The following is a 13,989-nucleotide window of genomic DNA, read 5'->3' as shown; positions in this document are numbered from 1 at the left end:
CTTTTTGTAGGAATATACAGAAAGGATAACGCCTTTTTTGCTTTATGGGTAGTGTAAAACCTTAGCTTGATAGCGATGTGGTGCTATCCCTAATAGAACACTCCATCTAATTATCAATAATGTGTATATAAAAATCTTCATATACGCTCCTTTTAGACATCGTGTTTATCACGTAATATATTCTAAATTATAGTTTCAATTCTTTTCGTTATTCGTATATCCTAATTATATACAAATAGGGAGAGATGATTTATCTCTCCCTAATATCCATTTGCTATATTAAGTTAGCGAGTAACTCCACCACCAAGTTGTTGTTCAGCTAATGCTACTAGACGTTTTGTGATTTCTCCACCAACAGATCCATTTGAACGAGCTGTTGCGTCTGCGCCAAGTTGTACGCCGAATTCTTGTGCGATTTCATATTTCATTTGATCAAGAGCTTGTTCAGCACCATTTACTAATAATTGATTACGGCTTCCACTGTTATTGTTTGCCATGTTATATCACCTCCTTCACTCTTTAATATGTAAAAAAGCATTCGAAAATATATAGTCCTTTTTTTGGTATTAGTTTTTATTGTTTTAATACATAATTCATGCTCATATTTCACAAAATAGTATTGTGTAGGAGAGCGAAAAAACTTCTTGCCATATGGATATCATATAATGAGTAAACCTCCTGAACACGATGAAACGGGTTGTGCTTTATGAAAGTGCAACCCGTTTTTATTGAAAATTACTATTCCTACATGAAAGTTAAAAGATAGGAGAATCATTTATGAAACATATTGTTGCCTTATTAATTAAATATACCGCTATTAGTGCCGTATTATTGATGATATTAGGTATATTCCAGGACGTTTCAATTCCTAGAATATTACTGATTTCATTACTAATTACAGGGACAGCCTACTTAATAGGAGATTTATTTGTTCTACCTAGGTATGGGAACATGATTGCTACAATTGCTGATTTTGGATTGAGTTTTTTAGGGATTTGGGTATTAACTTATTTCTTAACAAATATAGATTTAACTCCTAATATTGGTTTTTCTTCATTTTGGTCTGCTTTGCTTATTAGTGCCGTAGAAATATTCTTTCACATTTATATGAAAAAAGCTGTATTACATGAAGGTAAAGATTCAAGGGAATCAACTAATATGCATCACGATAGATATGCTATGGAGATCTCACATGAATATTTAAACCGCTCTGAAATAGAAAAAGTAAGATTCATTCAAAAGGAAAATGATACAAAAAATAAAATGAAATAAAAAATAAAATGAAATAAAAAATAAAATGAAATAAAAAATAAAATGAAATAAAAAATAAAATGAAATAAAAAATAAAATGAAATAAAAAAAGTGGCTTTCAGCCACTTTTTTTATTAAGCTTGATCAGTATTTTTAACATGTAATGGCGGAGGAACTACCCAGCCTTTTTTCTTACTTAGACGTAGTAAAGTTGCACCAGCTTGTGCTTTTTTCATATGGAATTGTCCAAAAAGCATTCCTACATCTTCTCGAAGACATTTTCCCATTACTTGACTACAAGTTACTAATCCTGCCGCTAAACCTGTAGAAACTGCTGCTGCAATTTCAGCATCATTGATGCGTGCTCCAGGAGGAATATCTTCAATAGATGCAACTGGTCTTTCTGGAGGTGCTGGTGGTAAAGCTACACCGTTTACTTTTAGAAGTGTTTTTAGCTCTTCTATTTCAGAGGTCATATCATTTTCAATTAGGTTTTCTAAGAATTTCTTTAATTCTTCATCACCTGTATGGTTAATGAATACTTGATGACCTGCAACTGCTCCTTGTGCTGCGAGAAGATAACTCCAAATATCAAAAACTTCTCCATAATGTAAAGGCTCATTTTGAGGATTTCCACTTAATACACCCATTTTAAGATGCCTCCCTTTTGTAAATATCATAGTTAATATACTTTTCAGTATTGAAAATAAATTTTTAAGTATATTTGTTCCTGTAAAAGACTTTTTAACATTCATGGGAAACACCTTCCCCATAAGATATGTGTTTGTAATCTAGAAAAGAGTCTTTCAAATAAAATACTCAAAGATTATTATTTAAAATTCTCAATAATCTTCGAGTACAAATGCATTCATTATGAGAGTTTATTTATAAATTAAATACAGACAACATGAAAAGATGTGTTTGTTAACTACTGTAATCTGCTATGTTTCCAATAATCAACAATACCACTTGCCCTAATCTTTTCTATTTTGGGGTGAAGTTAACGAGTAAATCCGCCACCAAGTTGTTGTTCAGCCATTGCTACTAAACGTTTAGTGATTTCACCACCAACAGAACCGTTTGCACGAGCTGTTGTGTCAGCACCAAGTTGTACACCAAATTCTTGCGCAATTTCATATTTCATTTGATCAAGTGCACTTTCAGCACCTTGAACTAATAATTCGTTGCGATTTCCACTCTTATTGTTTGCCATATGTATCACCTCCTATGTTTTTAATATGCTAAGAAACATAAAAAAATATATATTCCATTTTATGGTATTTAATTATTTTGGAATTTGAGTATAAGTTTTTCTTTCCTTCTTAAAATATGATTGAGAGAAACAAGAAGAGGAACTATTTTCATAACAAGGTTTGTTTGGAACGATTATGTTATCCTCCTAATCCTCTTCTTTTCTCTACTTGAATTCATATGTAAAAAGAACGGTATGTAAGGGGGAGTTTATACAAAAGGTGTTCATGAAATAAATGAGTGAATTTCTAAATATGTAAGTACAGAAGTTACATCTAATCAAACTCGTGAAGTATTACATCAACATTTACAGGATGCAATTGATGCACATAAGCAAGTAAGTCAATATATGATTGATAAAGGATATTATCATCCAACTAATGTACAAGAACAACTGCAAGTAGATTTAATGACTATACAAACAGCTTTAAACGTAGCATAAAATCAACAACATCCTCTTTAAGAACTAAAAAATATACGGAATTCTATCTGATACATAAGGACATACCCTGCTTTCTACAGGAAGCAGGGTATGTCCTTTATTAACTATTTTTTTTAAATACAGCATTAGAGTATAAAAAAGATACAAGAATAAATCACCTTAATTTGGGGCATTTTACAATTGTTGCTTATCTTAAAAAAGAGAGGTATTTTCTATGTTTTATTACAAAGAAGAATTGATTAATATTATTAAACCAGACAAACCAGATCCCGCCGCTGCGAAGGTCTTACAAGAAATACTTGGCGGCCATTTTGGTGAAATGCGTACGATGATGCAATATTTCTTTCAAAGTTCAAATTTTAGAGGAAAAGCGAAGCAATATCGTGATTTACTTCGAGGGGTTTTTCTTGAGGAAATTAGTCATGTAGAGCTCGTTCAGAATACAATTAATCAATTATTAAATGGATCTGGTGAGCCTACGCCAGGTAATGCTGGTATGGATAAAGCACCGCTTGATGAGGCGGTTAAACATGCAAATCCTCACCATTTTATTGTAGGTGCTCAAAGCTCATTGCCAGTAGATGCAGCCGGTAACCCATGGAACGGATCGTGGGTATACAGCCATGGAAATCTAATTAGTGATTTAATGGATAACCTAGTTCTTGAATCAACTGGGGTACTTCAAAAGACAAGGATTTATGAAATGAGCTCAAATCAAACTTTTCGTGAAACACTTGCCTTTTTAATTGTGCGTGATAATGCACATCAAAATGCATTTGCGAAAGCATTAGAAACTTTAGGCGTTGAATGGGGAAAACTCTTCCCTGTACCAAACTACGATATCAATAAATATCCTGAGTGTAGAAAATACGTAGAAATGGGATTTCATAATGCTCAATTTAATTTCAGGTTGGATGACACAAGAATCGGAGAGATCTTCCAAGGTGAATCACCAAGTAGAAACAAAGAAATGTTACGTGTAACGGAGCCACCAAAAGGTTTTCCTGTACCAGAACTTCCTGAAATGCCAAATGAGCATAGTCCGGGATTAAAAGATATGGAGCTTTGAGATTATTATGACCAACCATTTATAAATGGTTGGTCATAAATCTAAATTAGACAATCTCTATATGGATTCAAATAAGCTTGGATCTTTTCAAAAAGGAGGATATTCATTTTGAGTAAAGTAGAAAATACACTATCCATTTTTGCTTTAGGTGGGGTTAATGAAATAGGAAAAAATATGTATGCCATACAATATTCAAACGATATTGTGATTATTGACTGCGGTTCTAAGTTTCCAGATGAAAGTTTATTAGGAATAGATTTGATAATACCTGATATTACATATTTGCAAGAAAATAAGGATAAAATTCGAGGTTTAGTCGTTACACATGGACACGAAGACCACATTGGAGGTATTCCGTATCTATTAAAACAATTGAATGTCCCAATTTATGCAACGAAATTAACCCTAGGATTAATCGAAATCAAATTAAAAGAACATAAACTTCAAAATCTAACACAGTTATTTATTATTGATTCTGAGTCATTAATTGATTTTGGACAGATAAATCTAACATTTTTCAAAACCAATCATAGTATTCCTGATTGTCTTGGAATCGCTTTTCATACCCCAGAAGGTACAGTAGTTCATACAGGCGACTTCAAATTTGATTTAACCCCTATTAATAATCAATATCCCGATATTCATAAAATGGCTAAAATCGGATGTAATGGTGTTTTAGCTCTACTCTCGGAAAGCACGAATGCTGAACGTCCTGGATTTACTCCTTCAGAACAATCAGTAGGTGAACGAATTGAAGAAGCGTTTACCAAGGCGCGTAGAAAAGTTATTATCTCTACCTTTGCATCCAACGTGAATCGTGTACAACAAATAGTAGATGCCGCTTTAAAAACAGATAGAAAGCTTGCTTTACTGGGGAGAAGCATGGTAAATGTAGTTTCTGTTGCCTTAGAACAAGGTTACTTAGATATTCCTGATGGGATGTTAATTGAAGCAAATGAAATCAATCGAATGGATCCAAAAAGAGTAGCTATTCTTTGTACTGGTAGTCAAGGTGAACCTATGGCAGCCCTAGCTCGTTTAGCCAGTGGAAACTATCGACAGGTAGATATCCTACCTGATGATACTGTCATATTATCTGCAACTCCTATACCAGGAAATGAACGTAATGTTTCAAGAATTATAGATAATTTATTTCGCTTGGGGGCTAATGTCATTTATGGAGTAGGAAGTTCAACAGGAATGCATGTTTCTGGGCATGCCTATCAAGAAGAATTAAAATTAATGCTTACTTTAATGAAGCCTAAATATTTTATTCCTATTCATGGCGAATTTAGAATGTTACATCATCATAGTCTATTAGCAGAGTCCGTAGGTGTTAAGAAAGAGAACATCTATATCATTAGCAATGGTGAAGTTGTCGATATTAAGAATCAGATTGCTCATCAAACCAGAAGAATACCTGCGGGTAATATATATGTAGATGGATTAGGAATTGGTGATGTAGGAAATGTTATATTACGTGACCGTAAGCAACTTTCTGAGGATGGTATGCTTGTAATAGTTATTACTCTTAGTAAAACAGAGGAGAACATAATTTCTGGTCCAGACATCATTTCTCGTGGATTTATATATGTTCGCGATTCAGAAGATTTCTTAGAGAAAATCAATAAACTAACTGTTGGAACTATTAATGATTTAAAAAAGGCTAATATTAGCCAATGGAATGCTTTAAAAAGAGAGTTAAAGGAAACACTAGGCCAATTTATATATTCACATACAAAAAGAAAACCAATGATTCTTCCCATCATAATTGAAGTTTAAAATGATGATTTTCTGTATCGATTAAGTAAGGGGATCACAGATTTTGCGATACTTTCATCCCATGCCTAAAGGTGGATTAAAGTCATGCAGGGGCTTTTCTGTATCGCAAAATCTTTTAGTCCAACATCAGTTCTACAAGCGGATTCAGTTTTAGGCATTTGTTGTACTTTTGTTCCAATAAGGATAAATACAAAATATTTACCACTCGGTTACATCGAATCGTTGCATGCCAAATACGCCCTTTTACTTCACGACTTTGGGCAAAGCGAACCAAGACAAGTTTAAGTAATTTCATTTTGTTGTCTATAATAGCAATATTTGCGTTCTTTTTCTTGGTTGTGTAGGATTAAACTTTATTCTTTTTAGACTTAAATCGTGGAATAGCATCTGCAAGTTTTTTCAATATTAATTGAAGAGCAATACTATCGACTTCTTTTAAGTAAATTATATCCGGTTGCTTCTTTAATTGAGCTAGCCTGGCAGGACATGCATTGATTAAACTATATATATTTATATTTAAAATGAATTCAGTATTTATTTTTCAAAGTAAAAAGATAAGATCTTGGAATTTGATCTTATCTTTAGCATAAAGAATAATTAAAAAGGATGAATGAGAAAGGACGGATTTTTAAGGTTTTAGAATAACTTTTATACAATTATCCTCACGATTATTAAAAATTTGATAACCATAACTCGCCTCTCCAAGAGGGAGTTTGTGGGTAATAATCTCCTTTGGATCAAATTCATTTTTTGTTATTTTTTCAAACAATTCGGGCATAAAATGAATGACAGGGGCTTGTCCCATTCTAAGGTTAATATTCCTAACCCAAAATGCACCTAGTGGAAATGCATTATAGTTGCCACCATAAACACCTGTCAATTGGACCGTTCCATATTTTCGTACGGCTTTTGTAGCAATTTGTATAGGACCGAGAGTTCCCCCTTGTAATTTTAATTTTTGTTCAAGAAACTCCAAAGGAGATTTCTTTCCATCCATGCCTACACAATCGATGACGACATCCGCTCCACCTTGCGTAATTTCTTTTAGATGTTCTCCCATATCCGGGTATTTTGTAAACTCAAATACCTCAACATTGTTAATTTTTTTTGCAAAATTCATTCGATAATCCAAATAATCAACTGCAATTACACGCTTGGCACCTTTCATCCAAGCAAATTTCTGTGTCATTAATCCAACAGGTCCACAACCAAGCACGATAACAGTATCGCCTGATTTTACACCTGCATTTATTACACTCCAATAGGCCGTCGGTAAAACATCAGATAAAAAAAGTAGTGATTCATCCTCAAGCTCGCATGATTCTGGTATAACAAAGGGAGTGAAATTACCAAAAGGAACTTTTAAATACTCAGCTTGACCGCCTGGATGGTTACCGAATTTCTCTGTATAACCAAAGTATCCCCCGGAATCATAATGAGGATTTGAGTTGTCACATTGACTTTCCATTTCATGTTGGCAATAAAAACAATGCCCGCAAGCAACATTAAAAGGGATGACAACACGATCTCCTTTTTTTACTTTAGTGACATCAGGACCCACCTCTTCAACAATCCCCATTGGTTCATGACCGATAATGTATCCTGGGGGTAAAGGCATATTACCTTGGTATAAATGTAAATCGGATCCGCAAATAGCGGTTGAAGTAATCTTTACAAGAATATCATCTTTTTTTTCTAACCTCGCATCATCAACTTGTTTAACCTGTACTTGATTTGGCCCTTGATAGGTTACAGCTTTCATATTCACATACCTCCCTTTTTAACATTTTCTCAAAACATCTTTTGCATTTATTTATAATATAGAAGTCATTCTTTTAGTTATTAAAGATAGACCTGAATTGAATCCGAGAAATCCATAACCTTGTTATGAGAAGTTTTCATATTACCTTCTTTTCCCTATGTCTTCTAGCTATATTTTAAGAAGAAAATCAATATGTATAAAACATTTTTATTATAAATTAAGTAAGAAATTTAGGCTTTTTATGTTTCATATAAAGAGTACTGTTAAATATATTTTCCGTAATCAGGAATAGCTAATTTATCAAAATTCTCTACTAAACGACGCAATTCATTTCTTAATTCTTCACCAAACATAGGTAAACCATGCCCTGTCACTACAAATTTAGGATTTAACTTCTCAAGTATTTTTACAGACTCCCAGGCGTTGTTCCAATCGGTAGTAAGATATCTTGGTGGACCATTTAATTCTTTTTGTTGAATCAATACTTTATACAATGAATCTTGTCTTACGGTAACAAAAGCATCTCCAGCGATTAAAAAATCGTCCGTATTTCGAAATAGAGAGATATGTCCAGGAGTATGCCCTGGAGTATATATCCAGCTCCATCCAGGCATATGGGGTACACTACCATCCGGAGGCAACTCATGTATATATTTACCTAAATTTATGCCCTTATTCGGAAACAAAGGAGAAATTTTCGCTACAAATCCACCTTCCACAGATCCATCTGGATCTGGATAGTCTTTTTCACCATTTAAATAGGGGATTTCTAACTTGTGTGCATAAACTGGAACATCCCATTTTTTTACTAATTCAATTACAGAACCAACATGATCAAAATGACCATGAGTTAATATAATTGCTTTTGGTTTACTATGTTTTCCAAATTTTTCTTCTGCAAAATCTATGATAAGATTCATCGATTTTGGCATTCCCGTATCAATTAGAACCCATTCGTTTGGCTCTGTAGAATCACCAACAAAGCATACATTAACAATTTTTATACATAAACAATAGATATTGGATGCAACTTCGATGCTCTCTCCATTGCCAAGAGAAGTTAAAGGTAAAATTGTTTCATCTAAATTACTTCTCAATTCTTGATTCAATTTTTCATCCATAAGAGCAAACTCCTTTTTCCATTATGCTCTTTAGTATGTAGAATTACTGAAATAATATTACCTTCAATCTCAACATCATCCTTTCTCTGTATTTCTACAAAAAGAATAACGTTTTTTTCGTTATAAGAATACAGATTTATCTTAGCTTGATGTACCCCCTAAATGAAAAAAATTTTCCCCAGTTAGTCAGTTTGAGAAATCAGCTCATTTTTTCGTTTTGAGAGATCTTCTTTACTTTAAATTGGGTATGAACAAGCTGTATATTTGGCTCTTATTTCTATCTGGATTTCTGGTGTTTTTAATGCTGGATATTAATCATTGCAATAAGCTGTAGGAGATTTTTATATATTCACTTATTTTTGCAACCTTTTTATTCTCTCATTCGACTATATTAGTAAAGGGAGGAAGAAATAAAAATGGACATAGCCTATCTAGTAAAACAAGCAAAAAGAGGAAATGATCAAGCATTTGAACAACTTATTACTTTTGTTCGCCAAAAATTATATCGAACAGCTTATTCGTATGTAAGAAATGAACAAGATGCATTGGATATATACCAAGAAACAATTTATGAAGCATATCTTTCATTGAGAAAATTAAAAAAACCGGAGAAATTTCAAAGTTGGATTACCAAAATTCTTGTTTTTAAATCCATTGATTTTGTAAGAAAATCCTCTAGACAATTCGTTGCAAATGATGAAATATTCGCCAATTTATGTACAGAAGAGAGCATGAATAAATTAGAACAATCATTGGATTTAACTGAGGCATTTAATTTCTTAGATCCTACTTACAAAACTATTATTTTATTAAGGTATTATCACGATTTATCTATTAAAGAAATTGCTGAGGTTCTTAATTCTCCAGAAGGAACGGTAAAATCTCAATTACATCGAGCAAAGCAGTCCTTACGCCCCATTTTAAAGGAGGGATATAGTTATGAATAAAGAAGAATTTAATCACCATATCAATGATATTCCTATACCAGAAGATCGGTTAATTCAAAGAGAAAAAACAGCTATGCTTCAAGCTAAGAAAAATCAATACCGTAGAAAAAAAACAATCAAGTATTCTAGTCTTGTTGCTTGTGGAATATGTGTTTCGCTTTTAGGTTTTGGATTCATTTCTCCTGCTATGGCAAAGTCATTATCGAGTGTTCCAGTTATAGGCCCTATTTATGCACAATTTAATGATATTGCTTCTGATAAAATTGAAAAGGACGAGCTTGCTGCATCAATTGAGAGACAAGATAACCATAGTGGTTTAACGATGAATGTAAAAGAAGCTGTTTACGATGGTGGACGTTTAGTTGTTACGGTGGAATACAAAGGAGAAAATATTGCTTCCAATAGCAATGAAGAGAAAGCTGGATTTAGTTATGTAACCATTAATGGGAAAGAAGAAGTCAGACCTGCAATTGGTTCTACTTCACAGAAGTCAACAGGACGAAACACTATTATTGAGCAGCATGAATTCACTCTGGCTAATTACGGTGAATTTGGTGATAAAATTGATGTTGCTGTCCATGGGAAAGATTTATTTGGAAAAACAGGAACATGGAACGTAGCATTTCCTCTTGCAAAAGTTGAAGGTGAGATTCGTAAATTCACTCCTAATATAAAAACATTAACGAAAGATAATCTGTATGCATTAACAGTAGACCAAGTGACGTTTTCTTCACTTTCAACGAGGATTGATTTGACCTTTGATTACCCAAAAGAAATGGAAATTAACGACAGTTGGCCAGCGTTTGATTATACTGTGACTGATGATAAAGGAAAAATCTACGAAGGAGGCAGCTTGCAAGTTGGTAGCACGGGACTTTACGGACACCATATTGTTTTAGCTCTTCCACCAATGGATAATCCTCCAAAATCCTTAACAATTGAACCTACGTATCTTAGTGGTCCAAATGATACATTAAAAAATGGAGGTGCTGAAGATTTAAAAATGACTGTTTTGCTACAATAATTGAAGGATTTTGCTAGGTTTCTATGTCTATTGACTGCAAATAAGTGAAGTTATGTGAACACGAAAGTCCCCCAGTTAAACAATCTGGAGGATTTTTAATAGTCTTCTAAATACATTGAATCCTGATAATAAAGATTATGTAAACTAACGAAAAGTAAGTAAGCACTTCCATATGTTTGTAATGGATTTTTGTACAAAGACAAGAAAATGCCCTCTATCAATTAATCAAAAATAGATGGGTGCTATAGACTTCATGAATTCTTTTTTTAACCGTTGTTCTTCTGATACAGTATTTTGTTACAACTAATTCAACTGATAAGACATTTCATATTTACAAAGTGAGGATCTTCATTTGACCAAAGATCCTCTTTATACTGAACATTAATTTATATATACTGTCTCTAGCTCCTTCAATAAACAGGTATTTATAAGGTTAAGCCGCCATCGACAACAACAATTGAGCCAGTCATATAACTAGCTTTTTCTGATGCTAAATAAGCGACCATTTCCGCAAGTTCTTCCGGAGCAGCATAACGGCCCATTCTCATATTTGGTATCTCTTCTGGGACATAACCAGATTTTTTAAACTGATCAGCAACACTAGCTGTTAAAGGTGTCTGTACACCCCCTGGGCAAAGTGCATTAATCCGTATTCCTTTTTTGGTATATTCTAATGCAGCACCCTTTGTTAAACCTATAACCGCATGCTTACTTGCAGAGTATACAGCTACGCTATGTTCTGCACGAATTCCTGCAGTAGAAGCAGTATTTATAATGGAGCCGGATCCTTGCTCATCCATAACTTTCAATACATATTTCATTCCAAGGAATATCCCCTTCACATTGACGGACATAATACGATCAAATTCTGATTCTTCAACCGTGGTGAAAGGAGCGAACTGTTGAATAATACCCGCATTGTTAAAAAATATATCAATACGTCCATACTCTTCAATAGCTGTATTTACATAGTTTTGTACATCCACACTCTTCGATACATCTGCTTGAATGAAAATTCCTTCTCCACCTTGTTGTTTAACCAGATTTAAAGTTTCTTCCCCTGTTTTTTTATTGAAATCAACCAAAACTACTTTTGCACCATTATTTGCCAATTTAATACTGCTAGCCCGTCCAATTCCACTTCCTGCTCCAGTAATAACAGCAACTTTATTTGTTAATTCCATGTTTCATTCCTCCTTATATTAATTGGCCATGTAAGCTACTAACGTAATTAATAGACATATCTTAGGGTACGGTCAAAGTTCATTTTAAATCCAAACATAATATGTCCCTTATGATTTGAAATGCGACATAATAAAAAAGAGAGTTAAATATATCTTCTTTCATTCTCACAAACATTCAACATTTGATTGGTCGTTTCAAGGACAAAATTTCTTCCTTAATAGAGGATACTTGCTGTTCTTTTGAGATTTTAACTAACAAAAAGATACTCCTTTTAGACTTTATAACGTTAACTATAAGAAATAATAATTATAAAAAAAAGACTACAATATTAAAAGTTTTTATGTCCTATGTTTTTAAGACTTTATATCACGTTTCCCAAATTATATGAACTAAAGATCCTCTTTCATTGCCGAAAAGATTGCTTATGTTGACTAGTGGTTTCTCCCTTGTTTTTGGGTGTTGTATAAAGTTAAAAAAGTTGTTTAATTCTCTGCTTAGAAATATAGTAACCATCTATCTTATAACAGATAGATGGTTATTAAAATTGTTTTAAAAACTAACAGATTCTTTCATTCTACAATTATTAGGGTTAATAAAGTTGGATTTGAGTCAATATTTTGGACACAAAAAAGTTAAGTCTATGCTACTTTTTTAGCTAGATCTTCTATTGCTTGGGGCGTTTTATAACCAATGCTACTATGAATCCTCTTACGGTTATACCATCCCTCAATGTATTGAAATAGTGCTAAGTTTGCTTGTTCAAATGTGACATATTTTGTACGATATACTTCTTCTTTCTTTAAAGTGGCATGAAATGACTCGATACAAGCATTATCATATGGGCAGCTTTTCTTACTAAAAGAGGGGGTGATTTTATAATTCACGAGTATCGTTTGGTATTCTTGACTTGTATATTGTGTGCCTAAGTCAGTATGTAGAATGAGACCTTCTGGTGGTTTCTGTGAATAGTAAGCGTTTTCTAACGCTTTTACCACAAGATTCGTTGTCATATTTCGTGAAAATGAATATCCAACTATTTTTTTTGAGTACAAATCCATGACAGATGCAAGGTAACACCAACCATCTTTTTGCGTGTGAATATAGGTAATATCCGCTACCCACTTTTCATTGATTGTCGTTGTAGAGAAGTCCTGTTCTAATAGATTTATCCGTTCCTCTATAGTTGATTTTGATGAATGGGGTTTGTATTTCTTTAAGATAACGGAACGAATCTCTTCTTTTTTCATGAGCCGTTGTACACGTTTTATACTTAGTTGTAATCCTTGTTCCAATAATATTTGATGAATCTTTGGCGCACCGTAACGCTCTCCACTGTCTTGATGAATTTGTATAATTTTTTTTGTTAATTCTTCATTTTCACGACTACGCTTTGACTCTGTTTTATGCTGGGACTGATAGTAAGAACTTCTTGCAATTCCAAGAGTTTGGCACATCATATGAATAGAATACGTTTCTTTTTGACAATCGATAAATTGGTGTAGTTCTGTATCGTTTATTTTCTCGCGAATATGGCCATAGCCTTTTTTAAAATTTCATTCTCTTCTTTTAGACGAAGCATTTCTTTTTTCATTCGTTTTAGATCTTCTAACGTCATTTCGTCTTCCTCAACTGATGTGATAGGAGAATATGTTTTAATCCATTTATAAATGGTTACTTCTGATACGCCATACTCGCTACTTAATGCTTTTACAGGTTGTCCCGAACGATATAGTTCAACCACCATTTTTTTAAACTCTTCATTAAATTTCTTGTTTGTCATACGGACACTTCCTCCTTGAAATCCATTGTAAGGACTTAACTAAGTTGTGTCCATATGACTATACTAACTCCAAGTTGTTTAAATTTCAGATGGCAAATAATAAATTATTGCCCACAAATAAAACTTAAGATCTTGTATCTATATATGGGATACCGCCACACATCCATCAACTTAAGAATTTTATATCACCCCCAAAACAAAAAATTTACCATTTTACAGTTATTTATGAGAATTCGGCTCACTTTTTTTGGGATCAATTAATTTCTTAAGTTGATGGCGATAGGGCGAGACCCCTAATTTAAATAAGAAATTGGAATTAATTGAATAATTCCCTTTATTATCAAGAAATAAATGACAAAGCTTTTAAAATAAAAG

The 13,989-nt window shown here is 33.2% G+C and carries 13 protein-coding genes and 1 pseudogene; 6 read left to right on the top strand and 8 right to left on the bottom strand.

Annotated elements, in window-relative coordinates; all coding sequences use genetic code 11:
• Positions 1-284 precede the first annotated feature (284 nt).
• Positions 285-497, bottom strand: coding sequence for an alpha/beta-type small acid-soluble spore protein (locus tag BLV40_RS16925; protein ID WP_090692050.1), 213 nt, complete (start codon positions 495-497; stop codon positions 285-287).
• Between the two features lie 280 nt (positions 498-777).
• Between BLV40_RS16925 and BLV40_RS16920 the strand changes: the two genes are divergently transcribed.
• Positions 778-1,272 carry a YndM family protein gene (locus tag BLV40_RS16920; protein ID WP_090692047.1) on the top strand — a complete coding sequence of 165 codons (495 nt, stop codon included), beginning with the start codon at positions 778-780 and terminating at the stop codon, positions 1,270-1,272.
• Between the two features lie 113 nt (positions 1,273-1,385).
• Here BLV40_RS16920 and BLV40_RS16910 read toward each other — a convergent pair whose 3' ends face one another.
• Positions 1,386-1,901 carry a DUF3231 family protein gene (locus tag BLV40_RS16910; protein WP_026591504.1) on the bottom strand — a complete coding sequence of 172 codons (516 nt, stop codon included), beginning with the start codon at positions 1,899-1,901 and terminating at the stop codon, positions 1,386-1,388.
• Positions 1,902-2,251: 350 nt separating this feature from the next.
• Positions 2,252-2,464 (bottom strand): alpha/beta-type small acid-soluble spore protein, encoded by a 213-nt coding sequence (locus BLV40_RS16905; RefSeq protein ID WP_026591505.1) that lies wholly within the window; start codon positions 2,462-2,464, stop codon positions 2,252-2,254.
• 282 nt (positions 2,465-2,746) lie between these two features.
• On the opposite strand from BLV40_RS16905, the gene BLV40_RS29655 reads away from it, so the two are divergent.
• The 3 genes from BLV40_RS29655 to BLV40_RS16890 all read left to right on the top strand — a co-directional run bounded on the left by BLV40_RS29655 (position 2,747) and on the right by BLV40_RS16890 (position 5,795).
• Positions 2,747-2,944: a spore coat protein gene (locus BLV40_RS29655; RefSeq protein WP_231503926.1), complete on the top strand. Its 198-nt coding sequence runs from the start codon at positions 2,747-2,749 to the stop codon at positions 2,942-2,944.
• Positions 2,945-3,158: 214 nt separating this feature from the next.
• Entirely contained in the window at positions 3,159-4,013 is an 855-nt protein-coding gene (locus BLV40_RS16895) for a manganese catalase family protein (RefSeq protein ID WP_090692040.1), read from the top strand.
• A gap of 108 nt (positions 4,014-4,121) precedes the next feature.
• Positions 4,122-5,795: a ribonuclease J gene (locus BLV40_RS16890; protein ID WP_026591506.1), complete on the top strand. Its 1,674-nt coding sequence runs from the start codon at positions 4,122-4,124 to the stop codon at positions 5,793-5,795.
• 101 nt (positions 5,796-5,896) lie between these two features.
• Here the strand turns inward: BLV40_RS16890 and BLV40_RS16885 are convergent.
• From BLV40_RS16885 to BLV40_RS16875, 3 genes and pseudogenes are all read right to left on the bottom strand, one after another.
• Positions 5,897-6,282 (bottom strand): annotated as a pseudogene (locus BLV40_RS16885) (IS200/IS605 family element RNA-guided endonuclease TnpB); the annotation flags it as partial.
• A gap of 141 nt (positions 6,283-6,423) precedes the next feature.
• Positions 6,424-7,557, bottom strand: a complete 1,134-nt coding sequence (locus BLV40_RS16880; RefSeq protein WP_026591508.1) for a zinc-dependent alcohol dehydrogenase — start codon at positions 7,555-7,557, stop codon at positions 6,424-6,426.
• 263 nt (positions 7,558-7,820) lie between these two features.
• A complete protein-coding gene (locus BLV40_RS16875) occupies positions 7,821-8,678 on the bottom strand; it encodes an MBL fold metallo-hydrolase (RefSeq protein WP_090692037.1) in 858 nt (285 codons plus the stop codon).
• A 416-nt stretch (positions 8,679-9,094) separates the two neighbouring features.
• On the opposite strand from BLV40_RS16875, the gene BLV40_RS16870 reads away from it, so the two are divergent.
• Positions 9,095-9,625 carry a sigma-70 family RNA polymerase sigma factor gene (locus BLV40_RS16870; protein ID WP_026591510.1) on the top strand — a complete coding sequence of 177 codons (531 nt, stop codon included), beginning with the start codon at positions 9,095-9,097 and terminating at the stop codon, positions 9,623-9,625.
• Positions 9,618-10,649 (top strand): DUF4179 domain-containing protein, encoded by a 1,032-nt coding sequence (locus tag BLV40_RS16865; protein ID WP_090692035.1) that lies wholly within the window; start codon positions 9,618-9,620, stop codon positions 10,647-10,649. Before BLV40_RS16870 ends, BLV40_RS16865 begins: the two co-directional genes overlap by 8 nt.
• Before the next feature lie 425 nt (positions 10,650-11,074).
• On the opposite strand, the gene BLV40_RS16860 is transcribed toward BLV40_RS16865, so the two are convergent.
• Positions 11,075-11,833 (bottom strand): SDR family NAD(P)-dependent oxidoreductase, encoded by a 759-nt coding sequence (locus BLV40_RS16860; protein WP_026591512.1) that lies wholly within the window; start codon positions 11,831-11,833, stop codon positions 11,075-11,077.
• A gap of 639 nt (positions 11,834-12,472) precedes the next feature.
• Positions 12,473-13,614, bottom strand: a protein-coding gene (locus tag BLV40_RS16855) for an IS3 family transposase (protein WP_090692033.1) whose coding sequence is annotated in 2 segments (ribosomal slippage) — positions 12,473-13,383 and positions 13,383-13,614 — 1,143 coding nt in all. Because the reading frame shifts where the segments join, the coding sequence is not laid out codon by codon here.
• Between the last annotated feature and the right edge of the window lie 375 nt (positions 13,615-13,989).

Source organism: Bacillus sp. 166amftsu, from assembly GCF_900107445.1.
In the GTDB taxonomy this organism is placed as follows: Bacteria; Bacillota; Bacilli; order Bacillales; family Bacillaceae_G; genus Bacillus_A; species Bacillus_A arachidis.
The sequence above is the reverse complement of the archived record's forward strand: the minus strand, read 5'-3'. Positions and strand labels throughout refer to the sequence as shown.